Source organism: Limnobacter litoralis (genome assembly GCF_030160455.1).
Lineage (GTDB): Bacteria > Pseudomonadota > Gammaproteobacteria > Burkholderiales > Burkholderiaceae_B > Limnobacter > Limnobacter litoralis.
Genome location: NZ_BSOJ01000006.1, coordinates 308723 through 327397 on the forward strand (window position 1 = coordinate 308723; position 18675 = coordinate 327397).

Annotated in this window: 13 protein-coding genes; 3 read left to right on the forward strand and 10 right to left on the reverse strand. The window is 55.2% G+C overall.

The genetic code is table 11. The features are described 5' to 3' along the window. Positions 1 to 19 precede the first annotated feature (19 nt). Positions 20 to 1432: a WS/DGAT/MGAT family O-acyltransferase gene (locus QQJ87_RS02960; RefSeq protein WP_284279844.1), complete on the forward strand. Its 1413-nt coding sequence runs from the start codon at positions 20 to 22 to the stop codon at positions 1430 to 1432. On the opposite strand, the gene bcsR is transcribed toward QQJ87_RS02960, so the two are convergent. The 9 genes from bcsR to bcsB are packed head-to-tail and all read right to left on the reverse strand — an operon-like array spanning position 1429 to position 14014. Next, the gene (bcsR, locus tag QQJ87_RS02965; protein WP_284279846.1) at positions 1429 to 1632 is read right to left on the reverse strand and encodes a BcsR/BcsP family cellulose biosynthesis protein; all 204 of its coding nucleotides are present in this window, start codon (positions 1630 to 1632) and stop codon (positions 1429 to 1431) included. The two genes, QQJ87_RS02960 and bcsR, sit on opposite strands and share 4 nt — an antisense overlap. Continuing rightward, positions 1633 to 3312 carry a cellulose biosynthesis protein BcsG gene (gene bcsG, locus QQJ87_RS02970; protein WP_284279847.1) on the reverse strand — a complete coding sequence of 560 codons (1680 nt, stop codon included), beginning with the start codon at positions 3310 to 3312 and terminating at the stop codon, positions 1633 to 1635. Next, positions 3312 to 5819, reverse strand: coding sequence for a UDP-forming cellulose synthase catalytic subunit (bcsA, locus tag QQJ87_RS02975; protein WP_284279848.1), 2508 nt, complete (start codon positions 5817 to 5819; stop codon positions 3312 to 3314). The genes bcsG and bcsA overlap by 1 nt, the downstream gene beginning before the upstream one ends. Next, complete coding sequence (bcsQ, locus tag QQJ87_RS02980) at positions 5816 to 6556, reverse strand: cellulose biosynthesis protein BcsQ (RefSeq protein WP_284279849.1); 741 nt, start codon at positions 6554 to 6556, stop codon at positions 5816 to 5818. The genes bcsA and bcsQ overlap by 4 nt, the downstream gene beginning before the upstream one ends. A gap of 5 nt (positions 6557 to 6561) precedes the next feature. After that, on the reverse strand, positions 6562 to 6768 hold the full coding sequence (locus tag QQJ87_RS02985; protein ID WP_284279850.1) for a hypothetical protein: 207 nt from the start codon (positions 6766 to 6768) through the stop codon (positions 6562 to 6564). Then, positions 6765 to 8180 carry a hypothetical protein gene (locus QQJ87_RS02990; protein WP_284279851.1) on the reverse strand — a complete coding sequence of 472 codons (1416 nt, stop codon included), beginning with the start codon at positions 8178 to 8180 and terminating at the stop codon, positions 6765 to 6767. Before QQJ87_RS02990 ends, QQJ87_RS02985 begins: the two co-directional genes overlap by 4 nt. A 4-nt stretch (positions 8181 to 8184) precedes the next feature. Beyond that, positions 8185 to 10629 (reverse strand): cellulose synthase subunit BcsC-related outer membrane protein, encoded by a 2445-nt coding sequence (locus QQJ87_RS02995; protein WP_284279852.1) that lies wholly within the window; start codon positions 10627 to 10629, stop codon positions 8185 to 8187. Next, on the reverse strand, positions 10586 to 11764 hold the full coding sequence (gene bcsZ, locus QQJ87_RS03000) for a cellulose synthase complex periplasmic endoglucanase BcsZ (protein WP_284279854.1): 1179 nt from the start codon (positions 11762 to 11764) through the stop codon (positions 10586 to 10588). The genes QQJ87_RS02995 and bcsZ overlap by 44 nt, the downstream gene beginning before the upstream one ends. Continuing rightward, positions 11765 to 14014 carry a cellulose biosynthesis cyclic di-GMP-binding regulatory protein BcsB gene (bcsB, locus tag QQJ87_RS03005; RefSeq protein ID WP_284279855.1) on the reverse strand — a complete coding sequence of 750 codons (2250 nt, stop codon included), beginning with the start codon at positions 14012 to 14014 and terminating at the stop codon, positions 11765 to 11767. 225 nt (positions 14015 to 14239) lie between these two features. On the opposite strand from bcsB, the gene QQJ87_RS03010 reads away from it, so the two are divergent. Next, complete coding sequence (locus QQJ87_RS03010; RefSeq protein WP_284279857.1) at positions 14240 to 14572, forward strand: STAS domain-containing protein; 333 nt, start codon at positions 14240 to 14242, stop codon at positions 14570 to 14572. Positions 14573 to 14580: 8 nt separating this feature from the next. Beyond that, a complete protein-coding gene (locus QQJ87_RS03015; RefSeq protein ID WP_284279859.1) occupies positions 14581 to 17763 on the forward strand; it encodes a response regulator in 3183 nt (1060 codons plus the stop codon). On the opposite strand, the gene QQJ87_RS03020 is transcribed toward QQJ87_RS03015, so the two are convergent. Then, positions 17756 to 18649 carry a MerR family transcriptional regulator gene (locus QQJ87_RS03020; RefSeq protein WP_284279860.1) on the reverse strand — a complete coding sequence of 298 codons (894 nt, stop codon included), beginning with the start codon at positions 18647 to 18649 and terminating at the stop codon, positions 17756 to 17758. The genes QQJ87_RS03015 and QQJ87_RS03020 overlap by 8 nt on opposite strands. Between the last annotated feature and the right edge of the window lie 26 nt (positions 18650 to 18675).

Below are 18675 nucleotides of genomic sequence, written 5' to 3' on the forward strand. Positions count from 1 at the left end.
TTGATCAGGAGACAGACCCATGAAAGCTTTGACCCCCAACGACCAGCTTTTTTTGTGGCTGGAACGTCGCAACCAACCCATGCACGTGGGTGGCCTGATCCTGCTGGATGCCCCCGGTGGAAGCAGCGGCGAGCAGTTTGTGCGGAAAATGGTGGCGCAAATGCGCACCTACACCGAGGCAGTGGCGCCATTCAACCAGCGGCTGGTTTCTCGCCTGGGGATGTGGTTTTGGGACGAAGACCCCGAGTTTGACCTTGAGGCGCATTTTTTTCATTTGTCCCTGCCCAAGCCTGGTCGAATTCGTGAACTGCTGGAGCTGGTTTCCAAGTTGCATGCCAGCCAGATGGACCGGGCCAAGCCACTGTGGGAAGCCTATTTGATTGACGGGATTGAAGACGGGCGAGTGGGCCTGTATGTGAAGGTGCATCATGCATTGGTCGATGGGGTTGCCTGCATGAAAATGCTGCAGCGTTCCATGGCTGACAGCCCGGATATTCACGACATGCCCCCGTTTTGGGCCAACGCTGAGTTGCGTGGCCATTCTCAGCGATCAGCACAGGCTGAGGGGCTGGTGACTTTGTTGGGCCGCGCTTTGGACACCACGAAGACTCAATTGAGCAGTTTGCCCAAGGTCATCAAAGAGGTTGCCCGCTCGATCTGGCAAACCAGCGTGGCTGACCCTGATTTTGTGTCTGTGATTCAAGCGCCACGCAGTGTATTGAATCAGCGCATCACGGCTTCACGACGATTTGCCGCGCAGTCCTGGTCCATGGAGCGGATCAAGACTTGCGCGCTGGAGCTTGAGATGACCTTGAATGACGTGGTGCTGGCCATGTGCGGTGCCGCCCTGCGCAAGTATTTGCTGGAACTGGATGCCTTGCCCGCGCGCCCTTTGGTGGCCATGGTGCCGGTTTCACTGCGACGCGACGATTCTGCCACCGGAAACCATGTGGCCTTGCTGTTGGCCAACCTGGCCACAGACACGGAAGATCCTGTGGAGCGCATTGAAAAAGTGGCCCGATCCGTGAACGACTCAAAGCAGCGCTTTGCCAACATGTCGCAAACCGAGATCATGAATTATGTGGCCACGATGATGGGAATCAGTGGTGTCAACATGTTGACGGGTATCGCCCCGAAGCTACAGGCATTCAACATTGTCATTTCCAATGTGCCCGGGCCGAAGCACAAGCTTTATTTCAACGGCGCAGGGGTGGATGGCGTTTATCCTGTGTCTCTGTTGCTGGACGGTCAGGCCTTGAACATTACTTTGAACAGTTACGACGGCAAGCTGGAGTTCGGTTTGGTGGCTTGCCGGCGAACACTGCCCTCGATGCAGAAGTTGCTGCAATTTCTTGAAGAGGGTCTTGAGGAGCTGGAGGCCGCAGCGCGCATTCCCGAAAAAACGGGGGTGAAGGCCAAGCGGGCCGCTTAGTTTTGGGGGTTCATGGCCAGTTGAAACAGGAATGGCCAGCGCTGGAATGAGTCGAACACAGCCTGGTCATACTGGATGTCTTGATACATGTTGTGATCGAAACCTTCGAGCTGCGCGCTCAAGGTGTAGATGTCGTGTGCCGTGTCAACCGGCGGCATAAAAATAAACGGTGGGCTGTCGGGGTCGAATGGTTGACTCATTTATTTGGCTGCTCCCAAAGGTTTCCAGGGCTCACCCGGGGTGTGAATCAAAAACTGATTCTGCTTTTCCAGAATGGTGATGTCGCCCTGTTGTGCCACAAACCGTGTGGTCTTCAGACCTGCTGCAACCTGTGCCCAGTTGTTTTTGTCTTGATCGGTCGGGCTTAAGGTCATCCAGTTGTCAATCAGCCGGGTCAGTTGGAAGTAACTGGTTGGCTGCTTGATTTCAATCGGTGCGCTGTTGGTCGATTGTTCGGTCGCTTGTGGATCAATCCAGTAGCCCAGCACAGGCACTTCTGTGATGGCTGGGGTGGGCAATTCACGCAGACCCACCAGTTGCCCGTACTCGCCCGTCATGCCTGCACCGTGTTCCGGAATAACAACCACCAGGGCGCGTTTGCCCGATTGCCTGATCAGGGCAATCACGCTCTCAATGTCGTCAAGCAGACCGCTGAGTCGAATCGGGTAGCTTTGTACACTGCTCATGCGATGGTTGGGCAGCTGATTGCCGTCGTGCATGGTGATGGTGTTGTAGTACAAAGCAACAGGGCCAGCGTCCTTGGCCATTCTCTGTTTCCACCAGGCTTTCAGGTAGTCGCCGTCTCGGGCCACCGGTGAGCCATCGAAGGCCACCGTGCCCAAGGCCACCTGGTTGTACTGGATGGGCTGCGTGTAGGGTGCGCCAATGTTGTCAAGCACTTCAGTCTTGAAATTGTCGAAACTGCCGTTGTGATTCAGGCCCACTTCAATTTTGTAGCCCGCCTGATTCAGCTGATTAAACAGCAGGCATGATGGGTCGGCTCGTTGATACAGCGCATTGTGCTCAGGCTGTCCGCAACTGCTGCGCAGAAGTCTGAGCGCAGCAGGGCCGGAATAACTGGTGGCGGAATTGAAATGCGTGAAGACAAAATTGGCTTGCTTGAGCAGTGGATGCTGAGTTTGTTTGGCGAAACGAAGATCTGACCAAGCGAGCGAGCAGATGTGCAAAAACACAAGATCGAAGTCGGGCTGCCCGATGCCTCGGGTGAAGTGATTCAGCGCGATTGCTTTTTGCTCCTGGAAGAATAGGGTCAAGATGGATTGCGGGCTGTCTGTGCTTTCGCTGCCGGGCGCACCTTGACCATCCAGCAGATTTCTGGCCTTTTGCAGCTTTGCAAAATCCTGCGGGCCCAGCGCGATTTGTTCAGCCGCCAAGGCGCCATCTCTGACCGGTGTGTAATGCGCGGCTTGCAGTGGGGCCTGGTTTTGCGACTTGCCTGGCAGCAGCAGGCCGATGCAGACCAAAGCCAGTGTGCCGCCCACCCAGGAAGTGATGCGTAAATAGCGATACAACACCCGCAAAGCCAACAGGCCAATGGCAACGCCCCAAAGCAGGGTGGGCGAGATCGACCGTTGAACCAGCTCCAGCAGGTAGTCACCTGAAAAGTTGCGAAGAGCCAGAATTTCGTCAAACAGTTGGGTGGACAACACCAGTCCAAATTCGTGCAGCGCGAGTACAAACGCCAAGGGCAGGAAAATCAGCAATGACAAGGCCACCTTCAGGCCAGCGCGTCGAATGGGCATCCACTGGAACGCCAGCAGGGCGACAAACAGCAAGAGATTGAGCCAGGGGGACATTTGAAGTTTGCCACCCAGTTGCAAGCCTATTTTGACTAAAAAATAAAGGTTCCAAAACAGCATTACAGTTCCCACTCCCTGCGGGTTGAGGTCTTTCCTCGCACCAGGCGTTCAACGCCCGCGTTCACACCGCGCCCAATCCACTTGAACAGACGCCCGTAGCCGATCAGACCACGTTGGAGTACGTCCTTCAAGCCATTCAGTGCTCGGTCTTTGACTTCGAGTTCTTGCCAGTTTAACCAGGCGTCGGCACGCCCGAAGGTGCACTGAATGAGTTGGGCCTCCTGTTCGGACCGCAGGTCTGTGAAGTGCACCTCGACCCGGCCACTTTCAATGTGGCGCAGTTTGGCTGGAAACAGAAACTCCCGATCGCCGCGATTCAGACCCACCTGCACATCGCTGAATTCGCGCAATTGCTCGGTTTGCGCCACGGCCAAAGTGATGGATGCGGCTGAGTATTCTTCGGTGTGGCAATTCAGCGTGTAGCCCCCAGGCAGCTTCAGAAATGCGGGTATCACCATGCGCACCCTGTGGTGAATGTGTTTCTGGCTGACTTCTGTGGCAACACCCACCGCTGCGCCCAGAATGGCCAGGTTGAAAAAGCACCACAGCAGGTTCATCAGCACGGTGCCGGTTTCGTAGGTGTTCCAGAAAGCAAGTCGACCGAGTCCGACAAAAAAGCCGATGAGGTTTAACAGCATCAGCACGAGGTAGGGGCGTGCAATGTTTGAGTCAAAGTAGTCGGAGTCGATCAACCCCCCTTTGGAGGTCACGTTGAACTTGCCCAGTTTGGGATTAAAAAAGGCCAGGGTGGTTGGCAAAATGATGTACCACGACAGCACGGTTTCATACACTTCTGACCAGAACGAGCGACGGTATTTGCCCTGAATGGCCGAGTTGGTGTAACTGGCCATGATGAGTTGGGGCAGTGCGTAGCTCAAGATGGTGACCGCGGCTGAATTGATCAGGTGTTGTTCAAAGTACAGGTAGGCCAGTGGCATGATCAGGAACAACAGCCGCGGAATGCCATAGAAAAAGTGCAGCATCGCGTTGCCATAGCAGATCCGCTGGAACAGATTCAGACCTTTTTTGAAGAAGGGATTGTCCACCCGGAAAATCTGGGCCATGCCACGGGCCCAGCGAATGCGTTGGCCAATGTGGTCTGCCAGCGTTTCAGTGGCCAGGCCAGCCGCTTGAATGCTGTTCAGGTACACGCTGGTGTACCCTTTCGAGTGCAGCTTCAAAGAAGTGTGTGCGTCTTCAGTCACGGTTTCTACAGCGATTCCACCCACAGACAGTAGCGCATCGCGCCGAATGATTGCGCAACTGCCACAGAAAAACGAGGCGTCCCAGAAGTCGTTGCCGTCTTGAATCAGACCGTAAAACAGACTGCCCTCATTGGGCATTTGGCGAAACAGGTTGAAGTTACGCTCAAAGGGGTCGGCCGAGAAAAAGTGGTGAGGTGTTTGCACCAGTGCAAGGTTGGGGTCTCGGGAAAACCAGCCCATATTGGTCTGCAAGAACGACCGTGTGGGAATGTGGTCGCAATCAAAAATGGCGATGTACTGGCCGTGGGTGTGCTTCAGCGCATAGTTGATGTTGCCCGCTTTGGCGTGAGAATTGTCTGGCCTGGAAATGTATTCAACGCCAGCCTGTTTGGCGAACTCCTCAAACACGGGCCTGTGCCCGTCATCCAGAATGTAGATCGAAATTTTGTTTTGTGGCCAGTCCAAACCCCGTGCGGCGTACACCGTGGGTTTCACCACAGAAAGGGGTTCGTTGTAGGTCGGAATGAACACGTCAACATGCGGCCAGTCCCCAACATCGCTGGTTAGGGGCAATGGCCTTCTGTTCAATGGCCAGGCTGTTTGTATGAAGCCCAGAACCAGAATCAACCAGGTGTAGGCCTCTGCAAACACCAAAAGATAGCCCAAGAACAGCTCGGTGCCCGAATTCAGGTCCAGCGAGCTGGTGAAACGCCAAAACACATAGCGACTCAGCACCAGCATGGTCAGCATCATCAGGCACAGGTGGGCAAACCGCTTGGGCATGCGTTTGAACAGCATGGCAAACACATAACACACCCCAATGAATACCCATTGACCGTAAAGCGGTAGAGACACCTGCGCGACGAACGCAAAAAGCCCCAGACCTGCCAGAAAGATCGGAAAGAACAGCCATCTGGAGGACACACTCAATTGACTGAATTCAACCAGCCGGTTGACCAGCCCCATTTGTCGGACCGACTGGTCGATTGATTTGGCAAGCCTGTGCCGAAGCAGACGCACTGGCATGAGTAGCCACCACAGCAGCCGCAGTGGCGGCCCGAGCAGGTCCATTACTGCGGTTTTGAGGATGTGACCTGCAATCAGAAACAGCTCGAAAAACAGGTTGCGCCCAGTTTTGAATGACGAGCCCGCGCTATTCAGGTTGTCGGGTTTGAACCAGATCGCCCTGAAAATTCGGAGCAGCCGCTGGCGGCTGTTCAGTTGGGGGTAAGCGCGCAGGCCGAGATTGACTTCCAGCCACTGAAGAATCACCTGACTGCGGTTGATGGTCTCCTCGTTCATCCGATCTCCAGATCAATCCAGTTGGAGCGCTTTTGAAAATCTTCCGTCAGTTGTGACAGCGGCGCATAGTCCTTCAAGGGCGAGCCTGTGGCAAAACTCTCGGGCAGGGCCTGGTCTTGATGCAGGTAAAACGGCAGCAATCGATGTCCCAGCTTGATTTTGCACAAGGTCCAGATGTCCAGATGCAGTACGTGGGTCGATTCAAATCGGTTCATCAGAAAATAGGACGCCCCGCGACTGTTTTGCAGTGCGGGCAGCAGCGCGTTGCAGGACAGAACCGACCCTGAATCCGGGGTCATGGTGATCAGGTTCATGTCCGAGATCGCCATGAATCGCTCACACCACACATTGGGCCACCTTGGCAGGTCGACCACCATCACAGTCTTTTCATGAAGGGGGGGCTGCCCCATCAGGTTCAGAAGTGGATCTGCGGTGCGGGCCAGAAGGTTCTGAACGCTGTAAAGGTCTTGCCCCTGCATGTCGCCAAAGGGCAGCAAGCGCAGACCACTGTCGGCCGTTACGATGGATTCTGACAGCGCCCGCCCTTCAGACAGGCAGTGTGCGAGGCCCAGTGCAGAACGATGTTCCAGACCCAGCTGATAAGTCATCATGTTCACAGGGTCTGCCTGTACGAGCAGCACATCACGACCCAGTTCGTGCAGCAGCAGCGCCAGGTTGAGTGCAATGCTCGTTCTGCCGCTGCCGCCTGTGGATGAAATGAGGTTGATGGTGATCATCTGTTTTAATCGTCGCTGTCGCTAGGGGCCGCAATCCACTTGCCGTGGCGGACCAGTTGATAGGTGTTGTCGGGTAGTTCGTTGTTGCTCCAGTTCACCCTGTCGCTTAGCCAGATCCGGGTGGCCGGAATTGCCAGCATCAGACGGAAGAGAACAATACTGACGCACAGGCCAAGCAGCAAGCCAACGACAAGGAATGCGAGGATGATCACGATTGTCGCTCCATTTGCAGTAGTTTTTCCAGTCTTCGCATCCAGGGACGCTTCAGCCTTCCGCGCGCCGGGTCGTCGCGCCACACGTCAATCAGCGAGGTCTGTTCCCCGAGGTCTTTGGGCTCCAGGTCAATCGCGCTTAAAGCTTCCCGCTCCTTGGAGAGCGCCCGCAACAGCTCGATCTGGGCCTGCTTTTCGTCGTAATGAACCAGGCCGCCAAACAACGTGGCTCGGTCATCCTGAAAGCACTCGGACAACCAGTTGTCAAGGGCCGTTGTGTCAGGCGGGCTTGCCCAAACCCGAAACAAATACACCCCATCCAGGGTGGCCAGGGCGCTGGCGCGAGTCTCCAAGGGGTTCAGCAGGCGTGCAGCCTGGCTGGCCGTCACGTGGTTCAGCAGCGACAGCCGGGTGATGGTGCAGTAAATACCCCAGCGTGCGGCCTGATGAATCACCTGCAGGCAGTTGACTGAAAAATCACGTGAACTCAAGAGCACCAGTTGACCGGGCGTCAGCGCCTCATGAAGGTCTTGGGCAAAGTGGCTACTGGATTGTTCTGCGTCGTCGTGGCTGTAGTCGGGTATCCACTGAATTCGCTCTTCAGCCAATTCCGCATGCGACTGACGCCAACGCGCTTCGTCGGTGATGATTGTGTTGGCGCCCATGCGCAGCAGCATGGTGTTATCTGCCTCGCTGATCAGGCCATTGCTGACGACATGAATGTCGCAGGGCTCCGCGTTCTGAAATCGAAGCTGGTATACGCGTCGTGCAAGAAAGTGTAGATGCTCGGCTTTGGTCAGTCGGATGCCGATTTTTGATACAGCTGGATCCGCGTCTTCCGACAAATCGCCCCACAGATTGCACACTTTGCCCCAGGGTTGCGTCCACCAAGATCGCGTGGTTTTTTCCGCTTGAGCGTCCCAATTGGCAAGTCCATCCGCAAAGGCCGCCCATGAGCTCAATCGCCCTGCCAGCGGCAGAATGACGGAGGCTTTGTGGAATGCAGCCCAACGTTGCAGCAGCATCATCTGCCTCAATGGACTGGATTCAGTCAGTGAAATCCGGTCACAGTGAATCCACAAATCCGGTCTTTCAATCAGCACCAAATTGGGCGTCAACAACAGGTGGGTGTCCAGCGCCCTGCACAGGCCTCGAATGTCTGTGTCTGCCTTGCCGTTTTTCAATGTGGGGCGAATGGAGATCACGTCCAGACCTCGGGTATTGCGTTTGGGCCCTTTCAGAAATGGGGCCAGAAAGTCCTGAACTTCATGTGCAGGTTGCCCGGTCAACCACAAGCAGCCTTTGAATTGCCCGTTGTGCTTGTTGTTTAGCCAAAGCCTCAACCAATGCTTGGTTAGACCTTCAACGGATCGGGTCTGGATGACATAAACCCCTGGATTCAGCGCGTCCATGCCATCAAAACCTTGAATAGGGAACCAGTGGTTCCGGTGGTCGGCTGATCGGGAATTCATCCAGAAACGAATACTTGAGATACACCGAAAACACATCCGGGTTGTAGCCCTGTGATCGATCAATGTTGATCGTGGTTCCCAAGGCCAGCGAGGGCAAAACTTGCCGCTCCAACGCCAGTTTAAAGCTGGTACTGGCCCCTCCACCTTTGCCACCAGCGATCACCGTGGGGTTGCCCTGTGCCGCAGCTTGCTGAGCCAGTTGAGGGTCCAGTGGGTAAAGGTTCGCGTCACTTTCGCGCGATTGGCTTGCGCCAATGCCCAGTTGCGCTTGCCACGACCATTTTTCGGTGCTGCCAGTCCAGGTGATCGGCAAAGTCAGGCTTGCGAAGGATTGAGGGCTGTAATAGCCGCCTTGCCCATAGGTGTAATAGCGCAAATTCTTGTCAAATTTCCACAGAAAAAGTGAGGCGCCTACCTCGACCTTCTGCCCCGCCTTTTGGTAGATGGTTTTGCTCAGAATGCCCTGTGCGTTCAGCTCGGTGTTGTCGGGCACATGATGTCCGGTAATCAGATTGGCCCGCGCGATGCCGACAAAATCGAGTGTTGGTGTGATGGGTTCATACACCACGGCAGACACACCATTTCGGCGAGCACCACCCCAGGCTTGCCCAGACACCGGGTCAATTGCGCCAGTCATGGAGAGCACACTGCCCGACACCATGCGCCGCGCCAGCTCCAAGCGTAGCGAACCCGGCCCCAGATCGGTTTTCCATTGAACACCGCCCACCCAGTCATTCACCGGCAAGTTGCCGGTTGTCGTGCCGAGGTCCAGCCTCAGTCGGTCTTGTTGCAGACCAATGCCAACCACTTGGCCACTGAAATTCTGATTCAAAAGATTCTGTTGCACCGCAGGCGAGTTGGTCACCACGGTGCCCACCTGTGCAAAGGTGTTGGCGGTGGCGGGGTCAACCGTGCCAGCCTCTGCCTTCAATGAGTCGGCCCGCACAAACAGGGTTTGATTGGCGTCGAGCGGCAAATCAACCTGCAGTGGAATTTCCTGTGTTTTGATGCCCGACACGCCTGCACTGCCGTCGATTTTTGAAGACGCGGTGGACATTTGGATGCGCGGGCTGGTTCGCATTCGGATTTCTTTTTCAAGCGCCTGCACTTCAGGTTCCGCCCGCCAGCGAGGGGTCTCTGAAATAATGCCCGCCACCTGGTTGTAGTCATCGCGCCGCTGTGCTGCCCTCAAGCGGTCCAGATATTGGTTGTAGCTCAGCCGCCTTTCCATGCCTGACATGCCCGAAGACCACTGGTCTTTGGGTACGCGATTCAGCAAGGCCAGGGCGTCTTGATCGCGGTTTTGCTGACTGGCAATCAGGACGCTGGCAAAAATCATGTCCGGGTCATTCGGCTTCAGCGCAAGGCCAGTCTCCATCAGGTCTCGCGCTTCCTGAGGCTTCTTCTGGTCATTCAATGCCGATGCCAGGCTGTATCTGAACCAGGCGTAGTCAGGCACCTTCGCGATGGCGGCTCGCCATTTGTCTTCAGCCTTGGCTGTTTCACCTTTGACCAGCAGCTGGTCTGCATCGTCGCTGAGCTGTTTGGCCTGGTCAAATGTTGACAGCTCAGGTGTCTTTTCGGGATTCCCAGCCGCTTTGGCAGTTTCCGGATTAGGCGGCTGGACCACCGCGGGTGGTTTGGGTGTGTCAGGCGCCTTGGTCTTGGTTCTTGGTGTCTGTTTGGTCAGCGCAGGCGCTGAATTGGCCACCTGTGGTGGCGAGTTCAACTCGCCTTTTCCATATCCCAGATCGGCCAGCAGGGTCCGGTACCTGGGGTCTTCAGGGAATTGTCGAATTAGAGCCTCTACCGCCTGGCGCACTGCGGGTCTTGAATTCGCGTCTTGATTCAAAACCTTGTAGTACTCCACGGCTGCCTGCCCCAGCGGTGGGCGATCAAAAAGAGACTTGAGATCGTCAGCCCAACGGCCGCTTCGCGCTTGTTCGGTATTGGCCCTGAACTTGATTTCTGCGAATTTTTGCCGCTTGGTGGTGGCCAGTTCAATGGTCTGACGCAACTCAATCGTGTTGGGGTCGTCAGCACCTGCCTCGCTTTGCAGTCGGTTCAGCCAAACCTGTGCAGACCGTGTGTTGCCTTTGGCCATGTCAACCAGGCCCTGCCATTTCAATGCCTCTGAATTGTGCGGGTCAGTCAGCAAAATTTTATTAAACGCCTGAACGGCGAGATCATATCGGTACTGGTTAATCCAATAAATGCCTTTGGAGAGCAAGGTTTGTTCAGCCACACTTTGCGTGGGGGTACCCGCATTGGGCGTGGCAACGGCATAAGCCCCCCCTTGCGTGGCTGCAAGCAAAAGTCCGGCAGTGCTCAAAGTCCAGATCTGTTTAGCCACAATGTCCGCCTTTCCACGTCCTGGGTTGCATGCCATGCTGGCTGCTCACGCTGTAGCGTTGCTGCAGATTGCCGCGGGCAAACAAAGTTAAAACGCTGTTGTAGTAGCCGTAATCCAGCCATGCTTTGCTTGAATCGCTTGTCAAGCCTTTTGATTCCAGTTGCCGGGCCAGTGTCTTGTCGCCCAGCTTGATCATCAAGGGCGCTGCAGCCACCTGAAACCCAGCTGGACCGTTGTCTTCTGACACCTTGCCTTGCCAGGGGTTGGCCCACAAGGGCACGGCACCCCGCTTGGCAATTTCGCGGGTAAAGGGTTTGATTTGTTGAATCAGGCTCTTCTCCATCGGGTCTGCACCACCGTCCATGCCCAGCCACAAATACACTCGAATGGCGTCGTAATCTCCGCGTCCGTCCTCGGCCGGGCCCAATTGGCCGTTTTTCAGCGTGACCCAGTCTGCAAAACTGCCATGACTTGCCATTTGCATTAAAAGGCGCTGATTTGAGAGATACAGCTCAGCCCAGCGTGGCTCTTCGGCCTGTGATTGGGCCAAATAGCCCAAAATAAATGCAGGTGCATAACTCGGGTTCAGTCGGACATCGCCGGACGAATTGCTGAATCCTTTTTCACCGGGCAGCAGTGACAGCCCCAAACCAGTCACCACCTGGGTTTCGCGGTTGAGCAAATTCATGCCCATGGCCTTCGCAGTGGCTGTGTATTCGGGCTTGCACCACAGGCGCCCGGCCTGATCCAGCGTAAAAACCATCCACAAGTCGGCGTCCGAAGCGCTGTTTGAGTCAATGACCGCCCAACCTTTGTCACTTTTGCCCCAAATCCATGCGGGCAGGTTTTTCCGAAGATCGCCCGCGGCCAGATTGTTCTGCGTCCAGGTCAGAATTCGGTTGAAACTGTCTTTGTCATTGGCAGCCAGTGCAAAGAAAAGGGCATAGGCCTGCCCTTCAGAGACCGTTCGAAGATCGCTCTCGCTGTGATCGACGACTCGCCCGTCTTCACTGAGATAAGCGCGCTTGAAGTGCGCCCAGTCGGGCCAGTCGGAGTGGGCACCAAACAGGGATTCAATGGTCCCCATGACCCCCGCACGTGCGCTTGGGGCAGTGGTTGCCAAAGCCACCCCCATCGCAAGCATGCCGAAGACGATGCGCCAGCCTTTCAATTATTTACCCTGCATGCGTCGGCTTGCCCGCTTTGAAAGCCAGCCAAACAGCAGTACAGCAATCAAGATGCCAGCCACTGCACCTGTCACGGCAATCAGCGCAGGGTATTCCGAGAACGCAATTCGAACGCGCAGCCACCAAGGCAGGTTGCCGCTGACGTAGGAATGTCCGAGGTTAAAGCTTTCCACTTGTTCGCCACGGAACAAGGTGACGTTGCCCCTGATTTTTGCCACGTCGTCGTAGTTCGACAAACCGCCCAGTGCTCTTTCAAAGCTGGTGGAGTCAGTGCCTGTAATGACCAGCCCCGCATGTTTGGCCGCAAACGACGATTCGAAGCCCATGATTGCACCCAGCTCACCTTTGGCCTCGATCAGGGCTCGACCCTGTTCCGGGTTGTTGGGGCGATTTCTGGATTTGCTGAACTGATCAAACCACCGAATGGGCAAAGGCGCATTCATGGTGCGCAGCATGGAAGTCAAAACCATGGGCAAGGATTGTTTACTTTTGTCCAGCCATCCCATCCGGTCTGTGGTGCCCAAGGCGAGCCAGTCTTTGTTCTGGATTTGACCAAGCTGATCTGAAAACAGCACGGTGACGCGCGTACCAGGCAGCCCGGTCCATTGTCCGAACAGTCCCATCACATTCAAAAAGCCATTCACCTCCTGTGTGTTGGGTTGCACAGGCAGAACCACAGCGGTGTGCGACAAATCCGCATAAATTGTAAATGGATAGCCGCCGTTGGCAAATGCAGTCAGGTTTGGCATGGGGGTGTAATGCGGCAGGTCAGAGAAATCCAGCGTGGATTCCGGATCGATGGAGCCGCGCGCGGGCAGTGTGGTGCCCGAGCAGTTTTTCTCGCCTTCCGGCATGAATGCAAATCCGAAGCTCAACTGGTTGGATCCGCCCACCCTGAACGCTGGAATCTGAAAAGATTCTTCCTGAGCCAGTTCGGTCTGCCCCAACAGGTTCAAGCCCAATCGATTCTGGTTCTGGCTTTCTCTCGGGGGTAGCCTGAACGATTGAATCAGATTGTTGTTGATTTCGATGTTCAGCAAGGAGTCATTCCACCGGGATGGTGCGGTGTATCGGTATTTCAGCGACATCGGAATGTTCTTTCCCGCCCAGCTGAACAAATCGGGAGGAAGGCGCAGGTTCAGGGTTGCTGTCGGGTTGTCAGAGCTGACCTCCAGTTGTCGTGGGTAATCCATCAGTTCAGCAAATCGCACTGGCCTGCTGGTGGGCACATAGCGGGGTGCGTCGTAAGGCTTCCGGTTTGGTCCCAGGTCCACCTTCTTCACTTCGGCTTTTTGCCCGCTCAGGGTTTGCGCCTCCAGCACAAGGCCCAGCACTGCTTGCGTCAGTTCGTCTTCGTTTCGGCCAATCACATAAAGCCGCTTGATCCAGGGCTTCACAGGATCCGCTTCAATTTCAAGGGTGGGGCCCCGGATGTCAGCCTTGGTCTGACCTTGGGGCAACTGGTCGCCAAGGCTCAAAATAACCGTGTTGTGGTCATCATCGGGCGCGGACACCACATGAAATTCAGCTTGCCGATAGAAGGCTTGCGCACCAAACCACGAAGTCAAAATGCCAGCGGCCTTCAGCACTTGCGCCGAGTGTGAGGCAGGCAACACCACCTGCAGATTCAATTTGCTGTTGTCGCGAGGGTCAAAAAACGGTGCCGGCAGAAGCGCCAAATCATTGACCAGTGTCAGCGGCTTTGAAACCAGGGTCAGCGTGCTGTCCGGGCTGATGTCGAAACGAAGGGTCGGGTTTTCCTGCGACACGCACTGCGCATCGTAAGTGCCGTCGTATTCAATGCGCAGGTTGGTGAAATCGCTGAACAGGTTCGGGTTCAGGTCAATTTGCATGTCATGCAATGCGCCAGCGTCTTCTTTTTTCAGTTGTGCCATGCCGGCCAGTTGGTCATTCACATACACCCGAATGAAAGACTGGTCATGGCGCATACCCGGCGGGTAAATCGCCTTCAAATCCAGCTTTGCTGAGGTGATGAATTCATCCAGACGCACACCGGTTGACAGGTTGACCGATTTCACCAGTCCTGTCAGCTTGATCCCGTTCGGTTGTCCCATCGCGGCAAGCGTCAACACCCTCGATTTGAGGCCTGATGCGGTAACCGGCGCAGCCGCCTGCTGCGCTGCCGTGGGTTGGGAAAGTTCAGGGGCCTGTGCATGGACGGAAGTCAGGGCTAGCCAGAACATGGACGCAACGGTCAGCGATTTTTTGAACATTAAAATAGATCAATAATTGTGGCGTTTATAGAACGAACCCTGCTAGAAATACTGAGATAGTATTTATGACACCTTTGAGGGGCCTTGGCTGAATCGCTTCTGCTGCCTTGCTATCATCCATATTAAGGTAATCATAATCAATCCCGGTGATATCTAGGTGGTGGGTCTGCAACTTCAACCATTGGATATTTCAGTCATTGAAATAGAAATTTAAAAAGGTACAACATGGTTTCTCTAGATGACATTGGCGACGTGTGCGTCATTCGATTGTCAACGGTGCGACTCGACAGTTCAGTGGGTACGGTCATTCGCAACTCAATCGTCTCCAAATTTGACTCGCATTCAAAGTTCGCACTTGACATGACCAGCGTCAAGCTCGTGGACTCGGGTGGCCTGGGTGCCTTGGTGGCTGTTTTGAAAAACATCACCAGCCAGCAGGCCAGTCTCGTGCTGGTCGGCATGCAAAAGTCGGTCAAGTTGATGTTTGAATTGTCCCGAATGGATCGCCAGTTCAAAATGGCCGAGTCGGTGGATCAAGCGATTGAATTGATGAAATAAGGCCCCACGTGCAGTCAAGCCCCGCCCCACGCGATCTGACCAAGCCCACCGTTCTGGTGGTGGACGATTCCTTGGTCGATCGAACCTTGTATGTAAATATGGTCGAGAAGTGGGGTTATCCGGTGGAAGTGGCTTCTGATGGCGAGCAAGCCATCGAGATCATTCGCAGCAAGCGTATTCAGTTGGTGCTTGCAAATTGGCAAATCCCCGGCATGATGGGCACTGATCTGTGTATCCGGTTGCGCAAACTCGGCCTTTCTCATTACACCTACATCATCCTGATGTCGGCGCAAAATGCTGAAGAGTTCTTGATCAAGGCCCTTGATGCGGGTGCGGACGACGTGCTCAGTAAACCGGTCGACAACAATGAGCTTGAAGCACGCCTGCAATCTGCAGTGCGTCGAATCGGTCTTCAGGCCAGCCTGGCTCAGCAAAACAACCGTCTCGTTCAAGCCTACGATCTGATCGCGCAAGACCTTCGGACCGTCTCAAAACTGCAGCGAAGCTATCTACCCGATGCAATCTGTGAAACCCCCGAGCTTGATTACCGGTGGCTGTCCATTCCCTCGCAATATGTGTCTGGCGATCACCTCAGTGTGTTTGCGCTGGGCGGCGGCAAATTTGGCTTTTACGTGTTGGATGTGTCTGGGCACGGCATTCCGGCCGCCGTCAAGTCCATGCAACTTGTTCAAATGTTCTCGGATCAGTCTGCATCAAGCCTGGTTTACGACCCTCCCCTGTCAAGCATCGGCGGTCGTTCCGTGGCGCGTCCGCGCGACGTGGTGGCTCGCTTAAATCGTCTGTTCCAGCAAACCGATTCGGATCTTTCCTATTTCACGCTGATTTACGGGGTGTTTGATGCCCCATTGCGTCATGTCACCCTGTGTCAGGCAGGTCACCCCAATCCGCTGCTGCTGCGTGCCGATGGTTCAGTGACCGCCATCGGCAACGGTGGTTATCCGGTGGGCCTGTTTGATGTGGACGAATACGAGGACATTGAACTTGACCTGGGTCCACATGACGCATTGATGCTTTATTCCGATGGCGTAACCGAGGTGCTGAACGCCAGTGGAGAACCGTTTGGTGAAGACCGACTGCTGAGCTTTTTGCAGAAAGAGCTGGCCAGTGGCAACACCCCGGCCTTGATTGATCATCTTCAGGATGCGGTGCAGCAGTGGGGCGGGCGAGCCGTGCTGGATCGCGGTTTTGAGGATGACGTGTCCATCTTGATGCTGACGCCTGAAAAAGGGGTGATCAACCCTTCGTGTGAAAATCTGGACGCGCTTTGCGAAGAGGAACCTGCAAGCGATCCGGTGTTCAGAAGCCAGGCCTGGCAGGTCATGGATGAGCAGGCCCTGCAGGCAGACGAACAATCCCAGCTCGAGCCCTCCATCGTGATCGTAGACGATTCGCGCAGCTTTTTGCGTATCTTCGAGGCCATGTTAAGCAGTTGGGGCTATCGGGTTCATCCGGCCAAAAGTGGTGATGAAGCGGTTCGCCTGATCGAAGAGGTTCAGCCCGACTTCGTATTGACCGACTGGGACATGCCCGGCATGAGTGGAATCGAACTGTGCGAACAGGTTCGAAGTTCCCAGCAAAGCAATTACATTTACATCATCATGATCACCGGCTTTGCTTCCCGCGAGGAGCTCTTGCGCAGCCTTCGGGTGGGTGCCGACGATTTTCTGACCAAACCGGTCAACCCCAGTGAGTTGAAGGTTCGGTTAAAAACCGCGCTTCGCATTTCCAGTCTGCACAAAGACCTGGAGAGGAAGCACCTTGAGCTTTCCGACCTGTATCGCTCACTGCAGCGCGACATGCGCGAGGTGTCCCGTATCCAGCGCTCATTGTTGCCCAAAGGGCGTACTTCGTCCTGGCCGATTACCACTCAGACTCTGTATCGGCCACGTCGGTATGTGTGTGGCAAGCAAATGGGCACCTTGCAAACCCAGGCCAATGAACTTGGATTTTTCATGTTGTCATTGCAAGGCGATGGCACCTCAACCGCGCTACAGGCCATGGCATTGGCAAGGTGGTTTTCAATGGCGCGGGCCACCCAGGTGCTGTTTCCAGTGGAAGAGTTCAGCAGCAAGTTCCGGCGCTATCTGGCCGAGCCCCACGCGGTTTGGGATCAGGTCAGCGAGCTTTCCCCCACCATTGACCGTGAATTGCTCGAGTTCGACTTGCTGTACGGGCTGATCAATCTGGATCAGGGCACCTTGTTGGTGGCCGGTGTGGGCCACTGGTCATTGCTGTTGGCCGAGCCGGGCAGACCGCCTGTGCTTCTGAAAACAGTCGATCAGGCAGAGGCGGGCAAAAAGCCAATGGCCATCTTGTACCGGGATGTCATTCGACCGGGCTCTCGTGTGTTTGCCTTGCCAGACTCTTCCCTGCAAAGCATGGGGCTAGGTTCGGAGTCCAAATGGATGGAACTGGTGCTCGACAAGCAGCAGGACGGCTCCATCCTGATCAACGATTTTTCCAGGCTGTCTGCTTTGAGCATGCAGTCCGGCTCTGATTTAGAACCCCACATCGGCATTGAGTCAGAGGTCAGTGAGTTACCTCTGTCAGGTCAGGCCGGGACCGATGACATTGCGATCATGGGTTTTCAATGGCGAGAGTATTTTCCGGTGCATCGCCCAGCCTTGTCAGACACTGAAAAGCAGGCCATCTTGCTGGAAGTGGATCGCTTGCTTGAATTGGGGGAGGCTGCACCTGATGAGCCTTCAGAACAAGCCTTGACTGCGGGCCGAGCCAAGGCATGGCTAAGCTACGAGGCGGTCGCAGACACCGCCAACATCGGCCAAATCAGCACGGAAGTGCGCAATTGGGTTGAAAGTCACGGATGCGACGACACCTTGTCGTACAAAGTGGATCTCGTGCTCTCCGAGGCGATGACCAACGTCATGAATCACGGGTTCCGCAATCAGTACCCCGCACCGATTCACCTCACACTGATTCTGTTTGAGCGAGGTGTGGCCATTTTACTGAGAGACACAGGCCTTCGAATTCCTGAACGTGTGGTGGCTTCAATCCGCAGTGACATGGCCTACATGGACAAGCTTTCTCTTCAGGAATTGCCAGAGGGTGGAATGGGCTTGACATTCATCCGGATGTCCTCAAGGCGATTTGCCTACACACCAGCCCACCACGACGGCGCTGAGTACAACCAGTTGGCGCTGTTTATTTAAGGGTGGAGCTGCCGTCGGACGGCAATTGACCCGGTTCGTCCGTGGGCGCCAGCGGAGTAATCCAGTTGGCCACACTGATTGCTTGCGGGTCTGTGTCGTTTGCAGACATTTTGTCCAGCAGGTTAAGAATGCGCTCATCCACGAATTTGCTGGCTGACTTTTGCAAAGCGCGGGAAACCTCCGACTCAATGGCCGTCATGGCCAATGGCCTGATTTTCCAGATCAGCTGTGAAAGGCGAGGCAGCTCTTCCTGAGGGGGTAAACCATCGCCGTATCTGTCCAATTCCTTTACGAACAGTGACACCGCCTGATCACAAAACACTTCAAGGTGTTCACGCAGCGACCCAATCAGATCGAGCAGATCTGCCAGAGGCACACCCGCTTTGGCCATTTCTGCACCGGCGTGCAGTATTTTCGGACTTGGTGCCCGGTATCTCAAACCGTCCGGTTCGAGCAGACCCAGATTGATGGCCTTGCTCAATGCGGTGCGGCTCAGGTTGGTGCCGAACAGACTTGCAAGGTGAACAGGGTTGTAGTTCTTGGGAACTTCGTCGGTCCAGGGGCTGGTGATGGCGTGGGTTAAACCGAGCAATTGGCGAAGGTCATAGCCCTTCTCGATGGCGTCCAGCATTTCCTGAATGTTGTTCAGGGTGTAGCCCTTGCCGAGCATGTGTCCAATCAGCCGTAGTCGGGAAAGATGGTCTTCGTGATAAACACCCACACGGCCGCGTTTTTCCGGCGGCGCAAGCAAGCCACGATCCTGGTAGGCCCGTACATTTCTGACGGTGGTGTTGGCCGATCGGGCCAACTCGTCAATCGTGAATTCCCGAGCCTGATTGCCAGCAGGGTTTTTGGAAGGCGATTTTTTAAATCGAAATGAAACCATGCGACTATTTTATCCAAGAGTCCGTG